Raw genomic sequence first — 21,078 nt, 5'->3', positions numbered from 1 at the left:
ACTCAAGGGCGCATGTACGTATCAATGGCCCGAGCGGCAACAACCTGAAAACGGCTGTTTGAATGGCGGGGCACGGTATCGGTTAATACGATGCCAAAACCGGGCACAGGTTCAAGGTAACTGACCGCTGACGCCTTATCTTGAGAAGGGGCGCCGTTAAAAAGAGTCGGGGCCCGCCGTTATAATATGTCAAATAGTGAGGCCCGGATGCCGTGTAACGTGCTGCTGATAAATGGATGTGTCGGACGGGAAGATGACCTTACAGGGGAAGCAGGTGTCTGGAAATGTGGAGGCCTTCGATGACCTTATCCTGGGTTATGTCCTGAAGAAACTCACCGAAGTATTTGAAGAGTTGTTGACGGTTTCAAAAGATAACCACCCGGATAATTTGCAGGGCGTGGTTGAAATGGGCAGGGTTAAAGCCGCAAAAAATATCCCCGGCTGGCTGCAGCGAGTGAAACACAGCACGCCCTCTCAGGTCACCCGCGTAATGATGGAGCAAATGAACGACGCGCAACAGCGTCAGCAAGCCCTGCGCATTGAAGCGCAAGTCGTATTGTTGGAAGTGCTGGTGGAAGCCTCACTGGCGGTTGACGCGACGAGTTTTTCCGAATGTACGAACAAGAGCCCCCATTAACCGCGGAGGCCGTTATTCGCTATTGTGCCTTTAATAGCGTCTTGACAGCCGCTTCCGCTGGTTTTGAGTTGCCATCAGAAGACTTTAATCCAAAACTACGTTCACGATCATTGCTGCCCGAGTCACTGTTTTTCCATTCATAAAGAGAGGTCAGCGGTATGTTCAGTTGTTTGACGTCTGTAATGAACTTGGTGATGCGTGTGGCTTGTCCGGTTGTTCCTCCGATGGAGCTGAGCGATGGCACTCCCCATTCGGTAATCACCCCGGGTACATGAAAGTTGTTGAGAATAAATGCCTGAGCATTGCTGATCTCAGTATCCGACATACCATACGGATGATAGGAGACAGCACTCAGGCATTTTGGATGCTCAGTAATGATTTTAGCCAGTGCTACGCTCGACTTGGTACCTGTAGTGGGTGCCCGTGCGAATCCAAACCCGATCAGCGGTGTCGAATGCTCGCGCTTTTGTAACCCGTTGCACACCGCGCTCATAAACGGCACAAAGGTTACTTCAAAATTCTGTGTGGGCCAGTATTTTGGCAAGTCCGGTTCATTCCAGATTTCAATGGCCACGAGCTGCGTGCTGTATGTGTTTTCCAGGCCAATGACTGAATTTGCGAATGCCGCACCTGCGCTGGCGAGTTCATCGCCGCTGCTTTTAGTTTTGCCGGTTAACGCTTTGGTTGAGCGAACGGTCATCAATACCGGCAGGTTGGCGGAGTTGGCGGCAGCGAAAGCTTCATTGATCTGATTCTGGTACGCCGGGCTGTTCAAGCTGTTGGTCCATACGCCAAAGCGCACGAATCCGAAGCCTGAATCCTTGATCTGCCGGGCATCGGTGGCAGAGAAGTTTTGAATCTTTACCTGAACGCCTATGGTCTTGTTGTCCTCTGCCAGTGCTGGAAAAGCCTGGTTGGCGTTAACGTGATTGAATGCGCCGAATATCAATAATGTTGAAGCGGTAATACATCGAAAACACGTTAAGGTCATGTCTGATTCCTGAGAGATGAGTAACACAGCCATATCATCAATTCGCTATTGCCGCTGTACCATTGTTATTTTTAGTCGGAAAAATAATACGCATGTTGCCGTCGTTATTTTTGGTCCGGCTATTCTGGTTGGGCGTTTTTTATGTGTCGTGGTATTTAATATACTTGTATTTCCATGATTGATCCCTCTCTGAATGCGGGACCGATCTTATCGGTTCACTCATATCCCTGCTACACATTGGCCGATTCGACAACTACACGGGAAGAGTAGCCTTGTTCAGAAAAATTCTTATCGTATGCGTGGGCAATATTTGCCGAAGTCCAACAGCTGAAATGTTGCTGCGCAACGCGCTGGGGCCTTCAGATATCTCGGTAACCTCCGCGGGGCTGGACGCGCGTGTGGGCGAGTCTATGGAGCCCAACGCACTTTCCGTTCTCGAAGAAAAGGGGCGCGCTGCCCAAGGGTTTAAAGCGCGGCAAATTACCCCTGCGATTGTTAATGAATCAGACCTGATTCTGGTCATGGAAAAAGAGCATGTAAATGGCGTGCTGAATATTGCCCCGCACGCGAGGGGCAAAGTGTTTCTTCTGGGCAAGTGGCAGAGTGAGCGCGAAATAAAGGACCCGTATCGTCAAGGAAAAGCTGCTTTTGTCCATGCTCATGCATTGATTGAAGATGCTGTTTGCTCATGGGCACAGCGCCTCGGACGTTGATGGATGATTTTCAGATTAGTATTAAAGGTAAAAGAATAGACCTTATGCAGTTACCGTCAGTAGTCAGCACCCGGGATAAAGAGGGAGACGAGATTGATCTTCTCGGCTTACTGGGCACATTGATTGATCATAAGTGGTTGATAGGTGCCATCACCGGTGCGTTCATGGTGACCGGCGCCGCCTATTCGATACTATCGCCACCTGTGTATCTGGCAAACGCGTTGGTACAGGTCGAACCGAAAAAGAACGACATGTTGGGGTTTTCGGATATCAGCAGCATGCTGGGTGGCCAATCCCCGGCGGCGACCGAAATCGGAATTATCAAGTCCCGCGCGGTCATCGGTAAAACCGTCGATGACCTGCGCCTGGATATCGTAATTACGCCCAATACCTTTCCCGTTGTGGGCGGTTTTATTGCGCGGCGATATAAAAGTACCCCCACGGAACGTGTTTCGCCTGCGCGCTTGGGCATGAGCAGTAATGCCTGGGGTGGCGAGCGCCTTGATATTGAAAAGCTCAAGCTACCTGATGATCTGCTGGGCAAAAAACTGACCCTGGTGGCCGAAGAGCAGAACCGCTTCAAGCTCTACGATGACAATGGCGGTTTATTGGCCGCCGGCACCACGGGTACCGCAGTTGTAGAAAATGGAGTCGAGGTGTTTGTCGCGCGCATAGCGGCGAATCCGGGCACTAAATTCGAAGTCGTGCGCAATCCGCGGATTGTCACCATTCAGAATTACCAGGACGCTCTTGATGTCTCCGAGCAAGGTAAAGAGTCGGGCATTATAAGCCTGGCCCTTGCCAGCACCGACTACACCCTGGCGGTGAAGATCCTCAACAAGATCTCGGCACTCTATGTACAGCAGAATGTGCAACGCACCTCTGCCGAGGCGGCCCAGAGCCTGGACTTCCTGCAGGCGCAACTTCCTCAAGTCAAAGAGGATCTGGTCAAAGCCAGCAACGCGCTGAACAGCTATCAAACCCGCGGCAATACGGTAAATATCTCGCTTGAAACCAAGTCTGTTCTGGAACAAATGGTGGTGCTGGATACGCGCATTTCCGATCTGAAACTCCAGCAAGCGGACCTGGATCGAAAGTTCACCCGAGAACACCCGGCCTACCGCGCCTTGATGGCTCAAATCGGGGATTTGAGCAAACAACGCCATGGCTTGGAGAAGAAGGTTCAGGATCTCCCGGCAACGCAGCAGGAGCTTTTGAACCTCACTCGTGATGTGGAAGTTGCGACACAGATTTATACCCAGTTGCTGAATAAATCCCAGGAGCTGGACATCATAAGGGCAGGGGCGGTCGGCAATGCGCGGTTGATCGATACCGCCGACGTCGATACCACAACGCCGGTCAAACCGCGCAAGGCATTGATCGTTCTGATTGCAACTTTCCTTGGCGGGTTTGTCGGTGTTGCCTTGGTGTTGGTGCGTAAATCCCTGAGCCGAGGACTCGAGGGGCCGGAAGCCATCGAACAGCTGGGGTTGCCGGTTTATGCCTCCATTCCGTACAGCGACCTGCAACGGGAAGAAGACAGCAAAAAGCTTCGGCTGGGCGACGCCGTCAACACCCCGTCTTTTCTGTTGGCCCTGCGTAATCCTACTGACCTGTCGATCGAGTCGATACGCAGCCTGCGAACCTGTTTGCATTTTGCGGGGCTGGATGCGACCAACAACCGGATCATGATTTCCGGGCCGAGTCCGCAGGTGGGCAAAACATTTGTGTCCTCGAACCTGGCCGCGGTCATTGCTCAAAGCGGGCAGCGGGTCGTACTGATCGATGCCGATATGCGCAAAGGTCATCTGCACAAGACTCTGGCAACGCCGATTACCAATGGTTTATCCGATCTATTAACCAAACGCTGCAGTATCGATCAGGCGATCAATAGAGTTGAAACGGAGAACTTGCATTTCATTAGTCGCGGGCAGGTACCGCCTAATCCATCAGAGCTGTTGATGCATGCCAACTTCAGAGAGCTCCTGGCGGAACTGAGTGAGCTTTACGATGTGGTGATCATTGATACACCACCTCTTCTGGCAGTGACAGATGCTGCCATCGTAGGACGTGAAGCCGCTATCAATCTGATTGTGACTCGCTTTGGTGTGAATCCTGCCAAAGAGATCGAATTGACAATACGTCGATTTGCGCAAAACGGTATCGAGTTGAAGGGCGCCATTTTTAACGGCATCGAGAAGCGCGCGTCCAGCTATTACAGTAATAGCAGTTATGGCTATTACAACTATGAGTACGCCTCTGACAAGTCCTGATGCGAGTTCTTTCTACCAAGTAATCGAGTTGAGAGTGGTTTAACGATTGTTATCCACTTTCAACGCTGCTTGCCTGCGACTAAGTTCATGGAGATAGATGGATTATGAAAAAAATACTGCACGTGGCGGAAACAATCAAAGGGGGCGTTGCGACGGTCATCCGTACGATATCGATCCCTCCTCAGGACCACGCACTGAAGTATGAACTGGTTTATCTGGTTCCGTTCGATCAGAAGAAAGAGCTGCACGGTATTGATGAGAAAAACATAAGGACCTTTTCCCGGAATAAGCGCGACGTCATGTCCCTGTTGCGGTTTGCCTGGAAACTGGCCTGTGTGATGTTCAAGGAAAAACCGGATGTCGTACACTTGCACAGCACGTTCTCCGGGGTGATCGGCCGGTGTGTCTGTCTGGTCATGTACCCTTGGCGGTCACCTAAAATTGTTTATTGCCCGCACGCATTTTCCTTTTTGATGGAAAGTTCTCCTGTCAAACAGAAAGTGTATTCGCTGATTGAGCGGGTTTTGCAGAAAGTGACCGATGTCATTATCTGTGTCAGTCAGTATGAAATGGATAAAGCCGCATCGTTTGGTATCGATCGTCACCGTATGAAGCTGATCTACAACGGCATTCATTATAAAAGTGATGAGAACAAAACCAGCGACAGTACGGACATTCACCTACTGTTTGTCGGTCGACTGGACTACCAGAAAGGCTTCGATCTTTTGCTCAAGGCGTTCGCTGAAGTCGAGCGAACTGACTTGAGACTCACTGTCGTTGGCAGTGCGGTCAACGAAGACGCCGTCGACTGCCCCGATATTGATGCCGTGGAGTACCTGCCTTGGGTGACGCCCGCTGAAGTAAACGAACTGTATAAAACGGCAGATGCCCTGATTGTGCCAAGTCGCTGGGAGGGCTTTGCCATGGTGCCTCTCGAAGGGATGGCGATGGGCGTGCCGGTGATTGCCAGTGACTGTACATCGCTCCCTGAACTGGTGGCGGACAACTTCACGGGTTACCTGTTTTCGACCGGCGACTACCAGGCGCTTGCCCGCATTTTGCTGAATATCAAGAAGCAGAAGCTGCTGGAACTCGGCGCTGAAAGCCGCAGGAAAGTGCGCGAACAGTTCAGCGCAACGTTGATGATCCAGCAAACCTATGACGTGTATTCCGCTAAAACTTATTAAGTAGAAATCAAGATCATGAACGTAACTATTTTGCATGGCTACAGTGCGTCAAACTCGGGTGATGGGCTTCTCGTGGATTTGGCAATCGCTATGGTGCTGCGCAACTTTGGTGCAGATACTTTAATCAACGTAGTTGCGTCAGACCCGCAGTCGTTCAGTTATCTTCCGTATAAGCGGTATGACGCACCGGTCATGGCGGCCAAAGGGTTCGGAAGGGTGAAGGAGGCGGTTTTTCTTAACCAGTCTTACGCCCCCCTGGCCGATCTCTTGAGCACCACCGATTTGATCGTCGGGGTAGGTGGTGGGTACATGCGCTCAAAAAGCACCTTCGAACATATCAAGCTGAAACTGGGTCATGCCAAACAGCTTGAAACGGCGATCTTGAGCAAGGTGCCGTCGGTTTATCTCCCGCAAAGTATCGGTCCGTTCCATGGCGAGAGCAGCAAAATCGTGGAACATTACGCCAGTGCCGATGCGGTATTTGTCAGGGACAACAGATCGTCAGCTATTTTTCAATCCCACGAAAATGTCTACCGGGCGCCAGACCTGGCGGTTCAAGCATTAGCGAAAAAGATTCTGGTGCAGCCCAAGTTCACCCGCTGTGCGCCATCTCCTGCTGTGGTCTGCGTTGTTTTACGCAAACCGCCGGAATGGAACAGAGAGAAGAAAGTTGCCTACGTCGCCAACCTGAAGCTTCTATTGCAGAGACTAAGGGCGAAAAGCAAAGTGGTCTGCGCTGTGCAAAGCGCTGTGCGCGGCAACGACGATGGCGCGTTCTACCGGGAACTCGGCATTACCGAAGACCTGCTACCCTTGAAGGCGACACTGGCGAAGTATCAGCCAGACTTGGTTATTTCCGTCAGGTTGCACGGGGCGATTGAGTCACTCCTCGCCGGTGTACCCGCGTTCCATATCAGTTATGAACGCAAAGGCTTCGGTGCGTATCAGGACATGGGCGTGGAAGACTGGGTGATCAACGGAGGCGACATCAATGTCGACACTATCATCGACACGGTTTACGCCCCCAACGCGCTCACTCGATTCGGCAAGAAACTCACGGACACCTGTAAAGAAATCGAAGCCAAAACGGTGCAGATGGACAATATCATCAAAGGGATTGTTCGATGATATTTCGGTTGTTGCTACGGGGAGGCGCATTAGGCGCAAAGTTTTTGCTGGTGTTGGCCATCACTCATTACCTGGGTTATGACGCATTGGGCTTTTACGGCGTCGTGGTGGCTGCCTCTTTGATAGCCTCGAAGTTTTACAGTGTCGGGTTCAGTTCTGAAATCAATCGGCTGATCAGCGTCGGGGGCAGTTCGCGGTTCGTCGTCGATAGGGTACTGGTCCTGTACCTGGCCGTTGGTTTGTTGTTGTCGGTGGTCACGGTTGCCCTGTACTCGCTCTTCAGCGATGTTGAGGCCAGTGTCGCATTGATCGCTTGCGTCACGCTTCTGCTGCTCACCGAACATCTCTCCTTCGAAATAAACTCGTTTGTTTTTTCGGCGCAAAAAGCCAACTGGGGAGCGCTGCTGTTTTTCATAAAAACCGGGCTCTGGGCGTTGCTTGCTGTCGCAGGATTGATGACGGGCGTGGTGTCCAGCATCGCCAGTGTTCTCTGGTTATGGGTGGTCACCAATCTCCTGGTGATCGTGGCCGGTTACTTGATTGTGGTTAACGTTCACAAGGGGCGGGAAGTCGGTGCCGTCACCACCGTTTCAGTCTGGCGAGCAGGGCTGCCCTTTTATATGGGCGGCGGCCTGATCGCATTAAGTCAGTACGCCGAGCGTTTTCTTATTCTGGACATTGAACCGTACGCAAGTCTTGGGAAGTACGTGTATTCCTGGTCTGCGGCCAACACCTTGCAAGCGCTGTCCTATGCAGTTGTTGCCGTCGTCGGCATTCCGGTACTTGCCAAGCGCTACAAGAATAATCAGCAAGCGCTGACAGTCCGGCAACTGTTCCTGAATCAATGGGTGTTGCGCTCTCTCGTGGTTTCCTGTGCGGTGGCTGTGCTGATTTATGCCTTCTTCAACGTCCTGCTGGATTACGTGGACGTTGCAGTCCCGCGTCCGGATAACCGGATTTTATCCATTCTGATTGTCTCCTTTGCCCTTCGGGCCGTCGGCGACATCGTATGGGGCGGCCTTATTGCGTCGAAGAACAGTCGGGTGTCGCTGGCCAGTGCGGCGATCTGCCTGATGGTTTCACTGCCTGTCAGCTATGTACTCATTAAACATTATTCAATTTATGGCGCGGCGTGGGGGAATGTCTTCTCGATTACGGTGCAGCTGGTCGTTATCGCTTTGCTAACCAGGTTTACCCGGGCGAAGGGGGCGTTGTAATGGCTTTGTCTTTGCCTTCCATTGAGTTTCGTGGACGAAAACTCGACTCGTCGATCTCGTTCCTGATTGTGTTCTGTGGCCTGTTCCTGTCCATTGCGATGCCGCTGTTGATGCACCGCGAGCCAGGCCCGGATGCGATGACGTTGTGGTCGTCTTACGTTCGTTCAGACAACTGCAACTTCTGGAATCCCTTTTCGCCAGACCGGTCTTCTTACGAATGCTCCGCTTACTTGCTGCGTCCCACCGGCATAAACCTGACCAATGCCTGGGCCTACGGGATGCTGTGCAATCTGTTTCTGACGTCGATACCGATCTTTATCTTCAGAAGAATACCGATAACGATTTTCCTGACCTTGTGTTTGTGGGGCGTGGTCAGGTCGTTCTTCCTCGATAACCTGACCAAGGAAATCATTGTCTCGGTGGCGGTGATTGCCATTCTGGTTTTTTCATTTTCGAAGCGATACCGAGCGGGCTTTTTTCTGTCTGCGCTGTTTTACGGCGTGCTGATTCGGCCCTACTGGATTTTGTTTTCGCTGGTCTGGGTCGGCGTGTGCGTCATGAAAAAGCATGTGTCGCGTGTCAGTTTTTTCCTGATGTTGTTCGCGTTTTATCTAGCGATCGCAACGGCGATTCAGGTGCTGGTCGGCTATTCGGTTTCGTCCATTCGAGCCAGTAACAATGAACAGCGCACGCTGGGTGAGGAGGGCTCAAAGTCATTGATCGTGTCGTGGATCAACGGCGGTGACTTCGTTTCGCAGGCGGTGGATTCGATGAGCATCTTTTTCAGGTTGTCGTTCCCGGTGGAGTTAATACTTTTATCGGGCCTGGGGCAGATCATCTTTGTCGTCCTGATGATGATGACCTCATTGCTGATGTTCAAAATGATGACGTCGAGTCACTACAAGGGCTCGCTCATCGAACCGAAAGTCAAAGAGCTTATTGCTATCCCACTGTCCTTTTTATTGGTGCAGGGCCTGTTCGAGCCTGACTTCGGCTCGTTTGCCCGACATTTCTCGATGGTGGTGCCGGTTCTGTTTCTGGGGCTGGGGTTGCAGTTGCGCTCAAAAAAACCTGAGTCGGTTGATTCAAGCGTCTTGAACTGAGGTTTGTGGTTATGCAAAGCAAGAAAAAGTCGTTGGAAATAGAAACGCTCCGAGGCCTGGCGTGCCTGCTGCTGGTGCTCTATCACGTGATAGGGCCATTGGGCGGCGGACTGAAAATAGACCTGGGATCACCTTTCCGAATCCTCGCCGACTCGATGGTGTACGTCCGGATGCCGTTGTTCACCTTTATATCGGGCTATATCTATTCCATTTACAAAATCAGAGGCAATGACTTCTCTGCTTATTTTGTGGGCAAGGTCAGAAGGTTGATCGTGCCGTTGTTCTTTGTCGGTGTTCCATTTTCGGTGTTGCAGGCTGTGGCGCCGGGGGTGAATAAGGACGTCGGGTTGATGGACGCTTTGTTGTCGTTTTACTTGCCGGTTAACCATTTCTGGTTTTTGCAGGCGGTTTTTATCATCTTCATGTTTGTCGGGTTTCTTCAGTGGCGCGGTCTGCTACAGACGCCGACTCGCCTGTACCTGTTGTTTTTGTTTTCCGCAGCAGTGTTCCTGATGCCGCTTGTTCCGGTCGATGCGATTGGCATCAACGGTGCTATTTATCTGCTTCCGTTCTTCGTGACGGGGATGATTTGCCACGAGAATGTCGACGCTTTAAAGCGTTCGCTGAAAGTGATCGGGCCTGTGGTGTTCGTCTTGATATCGGTCGCACTGCTTTACGTTGCCGCTGTGGATCGCGAACTCATCGTCGATCGTAGAAGCCTGGTCGGATTGCTCGTTGGCTGTACTTCCTGCGTCGCGCTGCTGTCGAGTGACATGCGCTCGAAAGCGCTGATCTGGCTCGGTGGATATTCCTACGCAATATTCCTTTTTCACGTGCTATTTGCCGCCAGTTCACGGTTCGCGTTGGGTCGCTTGGGCGTCACGGACGAAAGCGTCCTGGTCTTTGGCGGTGTGCTGTGCGGATTGTTGGGGCCGGTGGTTTTGTCGAACGTGTTCAGCCGTTTCACCCTGACTTCTGTGCTGTTTTTGGGCGAGCGGGCGAGCCGCAAAAAAGGGGCTGAAGATGTCTTACTCCTGACCGCCAAATAGAGGAATGAGGCAAATGGTTTATATCGATCATGTACCTCCCGTTTCGATGCCGGTTATTGAGGCAAGAAGTTCAAGCGAACGTCTTTCCGGACTGGGCAAGGGTAAGTCGGGGGAGGTGCTGAATATTTCGGTGATTGGCGATAGCTACAGCGCCGGACAGGACTTTTATCTGAATGACCTCACTCAGCGCCTGGCGAAAGTCTTCGGTTTCGCCGGGCCTGGTTATGTCGGGTTTAACCACGGCACCGCGCTCGGCGGTACGAACTTCAAGTACACCCGAAGCAACAAACAATACTTCGGTGGTGATTGGGATGTTTCCAGTCTTGGGCAGGCGAGCCCGGACAGTCGTACGGTGACCGGGCAGGCGGGTGCTTATATTGAGGTCGACGCTAAGCAGACGGCCGTGATCAATACGTCCATTGGCCAAGCTAAACTGCTCTACCTGGGCAACGGTAAAACCAGTGAGATGAGGTACCGGTGGGCATCTTCCGACACGTGGCAGTCTTTGACGATGGCGGGTTCCGGGGTTCAGGAAGTGCAATTAATTGTCCCTACCCGTGATGATTGGGCGTTGAGGCTCGAAGTGGTGAAGGGTGCTCCGACTTTGTTTGGCCTGTGGATGGCGAATGACCGTGGCGGTGTCCGGGTCTCAAAACTTGCTGCGTCGGGCGCCGCTTCCGCTGACTTCTATAAAAACGACAGCCAATGGCAAACCCAGTGGAAGGCCGTCGTTTCAAAGATACCGGCAGATGTTTACCTGATTATGTTGGGCGGCAATGACCAAGGGTTTGGCGTGAAGCCCAAGGACTATCTGGAGAACATGAAAGGCTTGGTGCGGATGGTTCGCGAGGTTCATCCAGCGGCGAGCGTCAATGTGATTCTGCGCGAGGACACGACACGTTCCAGTGCCTATCCGATGTCGGACTATGCCCAGGTACTAGAACCGTGGGCGCGTTCGCAGAACATTCCCTATTGGAATTTGCAGTGTGCGTTCGGCTCTGACTTCAAGCGCTACGCCAGCAACGGACCGACCCCCATGATCGGCCCGGACAAGATTCACCCCATCCCGGGTTCGGGAGGTCGGCTAATTGCCGATTACTTCTATCGACTACTTGTCGGTGAGCCACCGTGTGGTGCCGCTTCAAAGTAATCCTTCACCGCTCGAAGTGTTCCAGTTGACTCAGCAGCTCTGCAGTTTTCCGAGGCATGAGTTCGGGGTCACACCGCGTTTCAACATTGATGACGATCGCCGGGTCGCTGTATCGGACGCGAACCCGGAATCGCCAATCGTTGAAAATCACTTTAAGCCCGTCGCGTTCATCGATATCCAGGGCCTGCTCGGCATACAGACTTTTCAGGTGAGCCAAGAGGGAGAGAGGATCCCTGATCGGGCGATGGATATCGCCCGAAGAGGGGAATACCCCGATCCGCTCAACCAGCAGGGTTGTGCCCAGCCATGCAGCCGTGTCAAAGGATAACGATGGCGCTTTTGACAGCCAGGCCATCATTCCGTAGTTGCTCGCTTTCAGTTCGGTGTCTACCGAGCGTTTTGCAGTGGTCATAGTGGCCTGTCTGGATGAAAGAGTGTGACGAGTGCTCCGCAAGGTGAGCGGTGATTGGGCTGGGTCGTTTGGTTAAAGGCCCTTGAGATACAACTGCTCATAACAAAAGTTGGTGGCGTCGATATAGCCTTCTGCGCCACCACAATCGAAGCGCAAGCCTTCGAACTTGTAGGCCAGCACGCAACCATTTTGCGCCTGCTTCATGAGCGCATCGGTGATCTGGATTTCGCCGCCCTTGCCAGGTTGGGTATCGGCGATCAAATCAAAAATATCGGGGGTCAGAATATACCGGCCAATGATTGCCAGATTGGACGGTGCATCCTCAGGGGCTGGCTTTTCAACCATGCTGTTGACGCGGTATATCCCATCGGAAATCAGCTCGCCGGCGATCACCCCGTACTTGTGAGTCTGATCCCGCGGGACTTCCTGAATGGCCACGATCGAGCAGCGGAATTTTTTGTAGAGTTTGATCATCTGTGCCAGTACGCCGTCACCTTGCAGGTTCAGGCACAAGTCATCCGCCAGTACCACGGCAAAGGGTTCGTCACCGATCAAGGGACGACCGCTGAGAATCGCGTGGCCCAGGCCTTTCATTTCGACCTGGCGGGTGTAGGCGAAGGTGCAGGTTTCGATCAGTTCGCGCGTGCCGGCCAGAAACTTTTCTTTCTCGGTGCCGCGAATCTGGTGTTCCAGTTCATAGCTGATGTCGAAATGGTCTTCCAGTGCGCGTTTGCCCCGACCGGTCACGATAGCCATGTGCTGCAAACCGGCGTCCCGTGCTTCTTCAACGGCGTATTGGATTAAAGGCTTGTTGACGATCGGCAGCATTTCCTTCGGCATTGCTTTTGTTGCAGGCAAGAAGCGCGTGCCATAGCCGGCGGCGGGGAACAAGCATTTACGAATCATAGATATATCCTGGAAAGACATTGTTCACAGTCACACAGAAGACGGTGGCCGTGAGTTTGGATGTTTTACGGTGGTTGTACTTTAATACCTCAGACATGGTTTGATGGCAATTAATGGCATGCGCAGAATGGGGTAAATGTTATTAGTTGTCGGGGCTGTCGGTATTTAGTTAGTTTTAGTCGGTATCTATTAATAGTGTCGGTTCCTGTGAAGTGCTAATAAGTCATTGGCGTCAATGATTGCGTGCGCCAAAAGTTTTAATCATGGCGCGCAGTTGAATACTTCAATACCCCACTATGGACCGCTCTATGAAGATTCTGGTAACGGGTGGAACCGGTTATATCGGTTCACACACCTCACTTGCGCTGCTTGAAGCGGGCTTCGAAGTGGTTGTGCTGGACAACCTCTGCAATAGCTCTGATGCAGCTCTGCATGCCGTTGAGGCCATCTGCGGAAAATCCGCGTTGATGATTCACGGGGACGTGTGCGACAGAGCCTTGCTCGACCGGATTTTTCAGGCACATTCCATTGATGCGGTCCTGCATTTCGCCGGCCTCAAAGCCGTAGGCGAGAGCGTGCGCAAGCCGCTTGAGTATTACGAATCCAATGTGTGCGGAAGCATTACGCTCTGTCAGGCCATGGCCGCGGCCGGGGTATTCCGGTTGGTGTTCAGTTCATCGGCCACGGTGTACGGCGCGCCTGAGCAGATGCCGATTCGTGAAGACTTTCCGACGGGCACGCCCACCAACCCCTACGGGCAATCCAAGCTGATCATCGAAAATGTACTGCATGACCTGTGCGCGGCGGAGTCACGCTGGAGCATCGCATTGTTGCGGTATTTCAATCCGATCGGCGCTCACGCCAGTGGGCTTATGGGTGAAGACCCCAACGGGATTCCCAATAATCTGGTGCCTTACATCAGTCAGGTTGCCGTCGGCGGTCTGCAGGAGTTGTCGATATTTGGTGACGACTATCCCACCGTCGATGGCACCGGCGTGCGCGACTACATCCACGTCGTGGACTTGGCGGACGGGCATCTCAAGGCGTTGCAGACGATATCGACGCGCACCGGGATCAATATCTGGAACCTGGGCACCGGCGACGGTTACAGCGTTTTGGAAGTACTGCGGGCATTCGAGCAGGCTTCGGGACGGGCGGTGCCTTATCGCGTGATGCCACGACGTTCGGGCGATGTTGCCGAGTGCTGGGCCGATCCCTCCAAGGCAGCGAGAGAACTGGGTTGGAAGGCCACTCGGAATTTGCAGGAGATGATGACGGATACCTGGCGCTGGCAATCGAATCATCCCCGCGGATATGCCGGTCAAGACTGATGGGCGGGCGTTCAACGCCCTGTTTTTCTGCTGAACTGTTATATCAGGACGCGATGTTAATTATGGTCGGGAAAATTGACTGGCAACCCAGTCGGCAAGTCCGTAGATATAAAGAACTCGCAGGAAGGAGTTTGATATGAAAAAGATGATGGTAATAGCCTTGTTGTCCATGATGAGCAGCTGGGCACTCGCAGCCGAAGAAGAGGCGCTCACGCTGGATACCGAAGTTGTCGGTGATGTGACGGCTGGACAAGCAATATTGGCGGGCACCGCACTGGTTGCAGGTGCGGTGGCCGCGTCCAACAGCGGTGGAAGTTCCAATGGCGGGACCACCGGCACCACGGGTACTACCGGGACGACCGGCACCCATAACTAAGAAATTTTTCGCACGTGTAATACAAGATTGCCCGGCTAACACTGGGCGATCTTGTTTTGGGTTTGCCCTTGAATAGCGTAGTGCCATTATGATTCGTAGTGTTCCTTTTTTAATGCTGGCAAGTATTGCTTTGCAAGGTTGTATGTTTTCGCCGGGGCAACATATGAGCACCAGTGATATCACTCGCGAAGGTGCCAGCGAAAGCAGTCGGGTCGAGCTGATTCCGATCACCCCCAAGCTCATCGCCATGGACAGGGCAACACAGGTCCATGAGTCAATCCCTCCGGAGTTGTTGACCCCACCCGCCGAGTACCGCATTGGTAACAACGATGTCTTGTACATCACGGTATGGGATCACCCCGAGCTGACGGCGCCTTCCGGCGCGCAGCAGCAGATCGATGCAAACGGCCGTCTTGTTCGCTCCGATGGCACGCTCTACTACCCATACATCAAAGAAGTCCAGGCTGCCGGCAAGACCATCCAGCAACTGCGATCCGATATGGCCGAGAAGTTGTCGACCTTCATTTCGGACCCGCAAGTGGATGTCGCGGTGTTGCGTTTTGCCAGTCAGAAAGTGGTGGTGTCGGGCGCCGTGTTGAAAGCCGGTCCGCAAGCGATTTCCACCAATCCGCTCAACGTTGTTGAAGCCTTGGGTTCCGCCGGCATTGACCCTCTTAATGCGGACTTGTCCGGGTTGCTGTTGACGCGAAACGGGCGGGTATATCCGCTGAATCTTGATGCGCTCAATCAACAGAACGCCGAGTTGCAAAAGGTCTACCTCAGAGGCGGCGATCAGTTGTACTTGCCGTACAACGACAGCAAGAAAATTTACGTCATGGGTGAGGTCAATCAGCCACGCGCGTTGACCTTCAAGACCCGCACGATGAATCTTTCCGATGTTATTGGCTCGGTAGGCGGGTTGAATCAGACCACCTCTAACGGCAACGCCGTGTACGTCATCCGCGGTGTAGAAAACCTCGATATAGAACCTGCCAAAATTTATCAGCTGCAAGCCGAGTCGCCTTCCGCCATGGCGCTCGCCACCCACTTCGATGTTCGCCCCCAGGACATTGTTTATGTGGGCCCTGCCAACGTCACCCGCTGGAACCGCTTCATCAGTCAATTGGTGCCATCGGCCTCGATTCTGGGCATGGGCGCTGCCGCACAAAACAACTTAAGCGAAGCTAACTCCCGATAAGGTCTGGTCCAACTGTGAGAACGTTGAAAGTTAGCGTCTGCTTGATGGCGGCCTTGCTGTTGTGTGGATGTAACCCGCTGATGAAGGCCACGCTGGCGAACTTCAAAGCCGTGGCCGGCGGGCCCGATGACCTGGAATTGACCCCGGCGCAAGTCGCCGAAGTTCGCTACCCCCAACTCAAACTGACCACCCCTTCCGGCGTAGGTGTGTTGGCGATGGTGCGTGAACGAGGCGACTTGCAGTACTGGGTCGCGTCCGGCAAGCAAGTGCTGTTACTGCGCGATGGCCTGGCTGTTCGCAGTGTCGGACTGGGCTTCGGTGGCGATCTGGACGGGACCCGTTTTGCGGCGGTTTCGCCGTTCAAGCAAGGGCTGCATTCGCTGCCCGATGGCTACACCAGCCAGCGCTGGATCGATCTCTATCACGGCTACGAAGTAGGTGTTGCCGTGAACAGTCGCTTCACGCGACACCCCATGGAAACCATCAGGATTCTGGACAAGGAATACGCTGTGATGCGTGTCGATGAGCGTATTGATGCACCGGCTATTGGCCTGCACGCAACCAATCATTACTGGGTCAATCCGCAAAACGGTTTCATCCTGCAGAGCGAGCAGCAACTGACTGCGCAACTCAGGGTAACGATCGTTCAGCTGACCTCAGAACGCAGGACTGTCCGTTGAAGTTTCCCAAGGTGTTATGGACGTGCCTGTGGTTGATCTCCAGCGGCGTGAGCGCGGCCGTTTCGGTTAGCGGCGACGTGCGAAATCCGGGGCTGGTCGAACTGCAACCCGGTGCTCGCCTGCTGGACGTAATGCGCGTCGCGCAACCCAATCCTGAAGGCTACTGGCTGGCGGCGGCCTGGCTGCGACAGCCCTTGCTCGAAGAGCAGACTCGGTTTAAAGCCGGCGTCTTGTTCGATTTGAAAGTGTTGCAGCGCACCGCGTTGCTCCTGGATCGGCCCAGTCGGGCGGCGCTGGCGTTGCGGTTGTACGAGCAAGTCAGCCATTGGCCCGTCACCGGGCGCCAGGTGGCCGTGCTGGACCCAATCTCGGTCGAGGTCGGGTTCGCGCTCAACTCCCGCGTGGCTGACGGCGACAGCCTGATCTACCCGATGCGTTCCGATGTGGTTGAAGTGTTGGGCGCTGTTGCCGAACCGTGCCGGCTCGCGTATCGCGCCATGCAGGAGGCGCGGGATTACCTGCAAGGGTGTTCGCCGCTGGCCGATGCTGAAGCCGATTACCTGTGGATCATTCAGCCCGATGGCGTCACCCGCCGAGTCGGCATTGCGCCGTGGAATCGCGAAAGCGGGCAGGTGCCTGCGGCTGGCAGCAAAATCCTGGTCCCTGTCAAAAACGATGATCTTAGTCCGCCTATACCTGAACTGAATCAGCAGTTGGCCGAATTTCTTGCCACGCAACTGGCTGGGGTGGTTCCTTGAATTTACGTTTTGCTGCAGTACTGTTGTTGCCTTGTGGTCTGGCTCATGGAGAGCCGCGATTTACCCAGAATGATTTCGGCGGCGTGGGCTTGATGCAGACGCCGACGGCCCGAATGGCGCCGGCTGGCGAGTTGAGCGTGAATGCCAGCCGAACCAGCCCCTATAGCCGCTACAGCGTGTCCTTGCAGCCCTTTGAATGGCTGGAAGGCTCGTTTCGCTATACCGCGATCACCAACCGCAAATACGGCCCCGAGTCGTTGAGTGGTGACCAGAGCTATAAAGACAAGGCCGTGGACCTCAAGCTGCGCCTGTGGCAAGAAAGCCACTGGGCGCCCGAGTTGGCTGTGGGTTTTCGCGACGTCGGTGGTACCGGTCTGTTCTCCAGCGAGTTCTTGGTCGCCAACAAGCGCTATGACGACATCGATTTCAGCGCGGGGGTTGCCTGGGGTTACCTGGGCAATCGCGGCGATTTCGATAACCCGTTGGGCTGGGTGGATGATCGCTTCAAGACCCGGCCATCCAGCGAGGGTACCGGCGACGTCAATACCAATGCCTACTTCCGTGGACGGCCTGCGTTGTTCGGCGGCGTGACCTACCAGACACCCTGGGAGCCGCTCAGCCTGAAACTGGAATACGAAGGCAACGACTATAAGAACGAGCCGAAGGACAACCAGATCAAGCAGGACTCGCCGGTGAATATCGGCGCGGTGTTCAAGCTGACCGATTCGGTTGATCTCAGCGCTGGCTGGGAACGCGGCAATACCGCCATGTTCGGCATCACCTTGCACACCAACTTCGTCAGCCGCAAGGCACCGGCCAAGACCTACGATCCGCCGGCTGAGCGTCTGCCGGCGTACGCGCCGGCCACCGCGCCGGATCAGGTCAACTGGGCCAACGTGTCCCAACGACTGCAGAAAAATGCGGGCTATCAAGTCGAGCGCATTGCCCAGCGTGGCTCTGAGTTGTTGGTGTACGGCGAACAGTCAACCTATTTCTATTCGGCAAAAGCTGTCGGCCGGGCCAGCCGGATTCTGGACAACAGCGTCAACGACGATATCGACTGGTTCACCTTGGTGAACAAGCGCTACGACATGCCGCTGGACGAAACCAGTGTGCCTCGCGAGACCTTTCGCGAGGTGGTCAACAATGAGGAGCCGTTGCAAAGCTTGCGCCGTACGACCGAGGTCAATGCGCCGATGCCGCACCGGGAAACCACGCTCTATACCGGGACGCTTGAACCCTTCAACTATGGCCTTGGGCTGGGTTACAAACAGAACGTCGGTGGCCCTGATGGTTTGCTTTATCAGTTGACTGCCGATGTGGACGCCGAGTACCGCTTCACGCGCAATACCTGGTGGAGCGGCCTGCTCAGTGCCAATCTGGCGAACAACTACGACCACTTCACCTACGATGCACCGAGTGGCTTGCCCCGGGTGCGGACGGACCTGCGCAAGTACCTGACGACCTCAGATGTCACTATGCCGATGTTCCAGCTCAGTCATGCCAAGCAGTTGGATAAAGACCTGTATGGCATGGTCTACGGTGGCTACCTGGAATCGATGTTTGCCGGTGTTGGCGGTGAAGTGCTGTTCCGGCCAATGGGGCAGGGCTGGTCTGTCGGCGCGGACCTGAACTTCGTGCGTCAGCGTGAGTTTGACCAAGGTTTTGGCCTGCGGGATTACTCGACCGTTACCGGCCACATCACCGGTTATACCGACCTGCCTTTCGAAGCCCAGGCGGCTGTCAGCGTCGGCCGTTATCTGGCGCGGGATTGGGGCGCCACACTCGACTTGTCACGGCAGTTCAACAATGGTGTGAAATTCGGCGCCTGGGCCACGTTGACCACTGCAACCAGCGCGGAATATGGCGAAGGCAGTTTCGACAAGGGCATTTACATCTCCATTCCATTCGACGAAATGATGAGTATGTCGACGATGCGTCGCGCCAATATCGTCTGGTCACCGCTGACCCGGGACGGTGGTGCACGGCTCAATCGCAGCTACTCGCTGCACGCCATGACCGAGAGCCGTGACAGCGACTTGTTCTATCGCAACTTCGACAAGATCACCGAGTGAAAGGCGGGCGATCTACAGCGCAACTGACGCTGTAGATCGCACCGTATCAACTGCAAGACCTGGCGCCGTGTTCTCTGCGCTATCCCACTCTTGAATTAGCACTGCGGCCTAATAGACGCCCATGAAAAAGGGGACTTGCGTCCCCTTGAGGTGTTGCTTGTGTCCGACGTTTAAGCCATCAATAAATGTCTTTGGACAGCAAGGTGAAGGGCGTCTTCACCAGGATCTTCAGGTCCAGCCACAACGACCAGTTATTGATGTACTTAAGGTCGATCTCCACGCGTTTCTGCATCTTGTCGAGGGTGTCGGTCTCGCCGCGGCACCCGTTAATTTGAGCCAGCCCGGTAATCCCCGGTTTGATTCGGTGGCGGGCCATGTAGGCGAGGATTTTCCCGGAGTAGTAGTTGTTGTGTGCAACGGCGTGCGGACGTGGCCCAACCAATGCCATGTGGCCTTGCAGCACATTGATCAGCTGCGGCAATTCATCGAGCGAAGTGCGGCGGATAAAACGCCCAACCGGGGTAATCCGCGAATCGTTACGACTGGCTTGCTTGACCTCGTGATCATCGTGCACGCGCATCGAGCGAAACTTCCAGACCTGGATCACTTTGCCATTCCAGCCGTGGCGATCCTGCTTGAAGAACACCGGGCCTGGCGAGTTGAGTTTCACGGCCAGGGCAATGAGCAACAACAGTGGGCTTAGAAGGACAATGGCCAACAGCGCCACGCTCTTTTCCAGCAGGCTTTTACTCAGTGCAGCGGTGGGCTGGCTGGTCAGCGGGCTTTCATTCAGGTAGATCGCCGGCAAGCCGTCTACGACTCTTACTGAGTGATTGAGCAGCGTCAGACTGTTCAAGTCCGGCACCCAGACCACGTCTACGTTGGCGCCCAGCAAATCGATATACATGGCCTCGATTTTTGCCGCTTCACTCAGGGGCAGCGTAATGTACAAACGTCGGATGTCGTAGGCTTCGATCAACTCCAGCAGTTGCTCCTGTGGGCCCACGATGCGCGGTGAACCCGGCGCCGGCGGGAGCGTGGTGTCCGTGCTGACCAGACCCACCAACGGGAAGTGCTCCAGGCTGCGGAGTTTGCGGGCCAGTCCCAATGCCAGTTCGCCAGTCCCCACGATCAGGGTCTTGTGCTCGCGTTGAAGCGACCGTTGATAGTATTGCGAGAAACCGTGCAATGGAACGTACAACAGGGCTTGCCCGATGTAGCCGCAGGCGGCCCATACCAAGATAAGTTGACGAGAAAACAGTTCGTCAGCCTTACAGATAAACGCCACACAGGCTAACGCAGCCAATGTCATTGACCACCCCATGAATAAACGTCCCAAGCCCGTCAGATAGTTATCTTTCTTTGCATAGACGCCGCACCATGTATAGGCGGGAACCGAAGCAAGTACAGTCAGAATTGCGCAGACTCGATAATAGAATTCTACCGTTCCGGTGTGGTAATAAACCAATGAAAACAACAGGGCAACTACAAAGCCCTGACCCAGTGCCCATTGTCCCCAGAAGGTCAATCCTTTGAGGTGGCCATTTCGATTGATACGAAGATTGTTAACCATGCGATATCCCCAAAATACGTCCATTCGCGCGTCGACAGACAACAGCTAAAGTTGATGAAGCAAGCGTTATTATTTTTATAAGATGGCAACGCATTAGTGGGTGAAGTGCCACTATGTGGTGCGCTCGCCAGTGAATAGATTAATTTATTGGGAAGAGGGCTGTCTGACGACTTCTAACGGGAGCTTAGTGTCATAGGTTGTTAATGTTGGGCGGTGCGGCGTTAGAAATAGTCGATAAATGTAAGTTGGGATGATATGGCATTTTTGGATGGGTTGTTTGAGTTGCGAGGGGGGAGGCGGGAGGCGGGAGTGTAAAACAGG

19 protein-coding genes are annotated in these 21,078 nt (G+C 54.0%); 15 read left to right on the top strand and 4 right to left on the bottom strand.

Translation table 11 applies throughout. The annotated features are described in order from the left end of the window. The first annotated feature begins 232 nt into the window (after positions 1-232). On the top strand, positions 233-637 hold the full coding sequence (locus EAH78_RS07820; RefSeq protein WP_240051855.1) for a hypothetical protein: 405 nt from the start codon (positions 233-235) through the stop codon (positions 635-637). A 19-nt stretch (positions 638-656) separates the two neighbouring features. Here EAH78_RS07820 and EAH78_RS07815 read toward each other — a convergent pair whose 3' ends face one another. After that, complete coding sequence (locus tag EAH78_RS07815; protein ID WP_140667068.1) at positions 657-1,628, bottom strand: glycosyl hydrolase family 5; 972 nt, start codon at positions 1,626-1,628, stop codon at positions 657-659. Between the two features lie 272 nt (positions 1,629-1,900). On the opposite strand from EAH78_RS07815, the gene EAH78_RS07810 reads away from it, so the two are divergent. From EAH78_RS07810 to EAH78_RS07775, 8 genes are all read left to right on the top strand, one after another. After that, the gene (locus EAH78_RS07810; protein ID WP_140667067.1) at positions 1,901-2,341 is read left to right on the top strand and encodes a low molecular weight protein-tyrosine-phosphatase; all 441 of its coding nucleotides are present in this window, start codon (positions 1,901-1,903) and stop codon (positions 2,339-2,341) included. A 44-nt stretch (positions 2,342-2,385) separates the two neighbouring features. Further along, the gene (locus EAH78_RS07805; protein ID WP_140667238.1) at positions 2,386-4,614 is read left to right on the top strand and encodes a polysaccharide biosynthesis tyrosine autokinase; all 2,229 of its coding nucleotides are present in this window, start codon (positions 2,386-2,388) and stop codon (positions 4,612-4,614) included. A gap of 104 nt (positions 4,615-4,718) precedes the next feature. Beyond that, complete coding sequence (locus EAH78_RS07800) at positions 4,719-5,801, top strand: glycosyltransferase (RefSeq protein WP_140667066.1); 1,083 nt, start codon at positions 4,719-4,721, stop codon at positions 5,799-5,801. A gap of 15 nt (positions 5,802-5,816) precedes the next feature. Continuing rightward, positions 5,817-6,929 carry a polysaccharide pyruvyl transferase family protein gene (locus EAH78_RS07795; RefSeq protein ID WP_140667065.1) on the top strand — a complete coding sequence of 371 codons (1,113 nt, stop codon included), beginning with the start codon at positions 5,817-5,819 and terminating at the stop codon, positions 6,927-6,929. Further along, positions 6,926-8,146 (top strand): polysaccharide biosynthesis C-terminal domain-containing protein, encoded by a 1,221-nt coding sequence (locus EAH78_RS07790; RefSeq protein WP_140667064.1) that lies wholly within the window; start codon positions 6,926-6,928, stop codon positions 8,144-8,146. The genes EAH78_RS07795 and EAH78_RS07790 overlap by 4 nt, the downstream gene beginning before the upstream one ends. Beyond that, complete coding sequence (locus EAH78_RS07785) at positions 8,146-9,249, top strand: hypothetical protein (RefSeq protein WP_140667237.1); 1,104 nt, start codon at positions 8,146-8,148, stop codon at positions 9,247-9,249. The genes EAH78_RS07790 and EAH78_RS07785 overlap by 1 nt, the downstream gene beginning before the upstream one ends. Positions 9,250-9,260: 11 nt before the next feature. Beyond that, positions 9,261-10,298 (top strand): acyltransferase family protein, encoded by a 1,038-nt coding sequence (locus EAH78_RS07780; RefSeq protein ID WP_140667063.1) that lies wholly within the window; start codon positions 9,261-9,263, stop codon positions 10,296-10,298. A gap of 13 nt (positions 10,299-10,311) precedes the next feature. After that, positions 10,312-11,448 carry an SGNH/GDSL hydrolase family protein gene (locus EAH78_RS07775; protein WP_140667062.1) on the top strand — a complete coding sequence of 379 codons (1,137 nt, stop codon included), beginning with the start codon at positions 10,312-10,314 and terminating at the stop codon, positions 11,446-11,448. A 4-nt stretch (positions 11,449-11,452) separates the two neighbouring features. On the opposite strand, the gene EAH78_RS07770 is transcribed toward EAH78_RS07775, so the two are convergent. Beyond that, complete coding sequence (locus EAH78_RS07770) at positions 11,453-11,860, bottom strand: mannose-1-phosphate guanylyltransferase (protein ID WP_140667061.1); 408 nt, start codon at positions 11,858-11,860, stop codon at positions 11,453-11,455. A gap of 72 nt (positions 11,861-11,932) precedes the next feature. Further along, positions 11,933-12,766, bottom strand: a complete 834-nt coding sequence (galU, locus tag EAH78_RS07765; RefSeq protein ID WP_140667060.1) for a UTP--glucose-1-phosphate uridylyltransferase GalU — start codon at positions 12,764-12,766, stop codon at positions 11,933-11,935. Between the two features lie 308 nt (positions 12,767-13,074). Here galU and galE point away from each other — a divergent pair, with 308 nt between their 5' ends. From galE to EAH78_RS07735, 6 genes are all read left to right on the top strand, one after another. Beyond that, positions 13,075-14,097 carry a UDP-glucose 4-epimerase GalE gene (galE, locus tag EAH78_RS07760; RefSeq protein ID WP_140667059.1) on the top strand — a complete coding sequence of 341 codons (1,023 nt, stop codon included), beginning with the start codon at positions 13,075-13,077 and terminating at the stop codon, positions 14,095-14,097. 136 nt (positions 14,098-14,233) lie between these two features. Further along, a complete protein-coding gene (locus tag EAH78_RS07755; RefSeq protein WP_140667058.1) occupies positions 14,234-14,473 on the top strand; it encodes a hypothetical protein in 240 nt (79 codons plus the stop codon). A 142-nt stretch (positions 14,474-14,615) separates the two neighbouring features. Continuing rightward, complete coding sequence (locus EAH78_RS07750; protein ID WP_140667236.1) at positions 14,616-15,671, top strand: polysaccharide biosynthesis/export family protein; 1,056 nt, start codon at positions 14,616-14,618, stop codon at positions 15,669-15,671. Positions 15,672-15,685: 14 nt separating this feature from the next. Further along, a complete protein-coding gene (locus tag EAH78_RS07745) occupies positions 15,686-16,351 on the top strand; it encodes a YjbF family lipoprotein (protein ID WP_140667057.1) in 666 nt (221 codons plus the stop codon). Further along, entirely contained in the window at positions 16,348-17,109 is a 762-nt protein-coding gene (locus EAH78_RS07740; protein ID WP_140667056.1) for a capsule biosynthesis GfcC family protein, read from the top strand. The genes EAH78_RS07745 and EAH78_RS07740 overlap by 4 nt, the downstream gene beginning before the upstream one ends. Beyond that, positions 17,106-19,184, top strand: coding sequence for a YjbH domain-containing protein (locus tag EAH78_RS07735; protein WP_140667055.1), 2,079 nt, complete (start codon positions 17,106-17,108; stop codon positions 19,182-19,184). Before EAH78_RS07740 ends, EAH78_RS07735 begins: the two co-directional genes overlap by 4 nt. 178 nt (positions 19,185-19,362) lie before the next feature. Here the strand turns inward: EAH78_RS07735 and EAH78_RS07730 are convergent, their stop codons facing one another. Next, on the bottom strand, positions 19,363-20,757 hold the full coding sequence (locus EAH78_RS07730; protein WP_140667054.1) for an undecaprenyl-phosphate glucose phosphotransferase: 1,395 nt from the start codon (positions 20,755-20,757) through the stop codon (positions 19,363-19,365). Between the last annotated feature and the right edge of the window lie 321 nt (positions 20,758-21,078).

The sequence above is a fragment of the Pseudomonas arsenicoxydans genome, assembly GCF_006438915.1.
GTDB lineage: Bacteria > Pseudomonadota > Gammaproteobacteria > Pseudomonadales > Pseudomonadaceae > Aquipseudomonas > Aquipseudomonas arsenicoxydans_A.
This window is presented reverse-complemented; position numbering and strand designations above follow the sequence as displayed.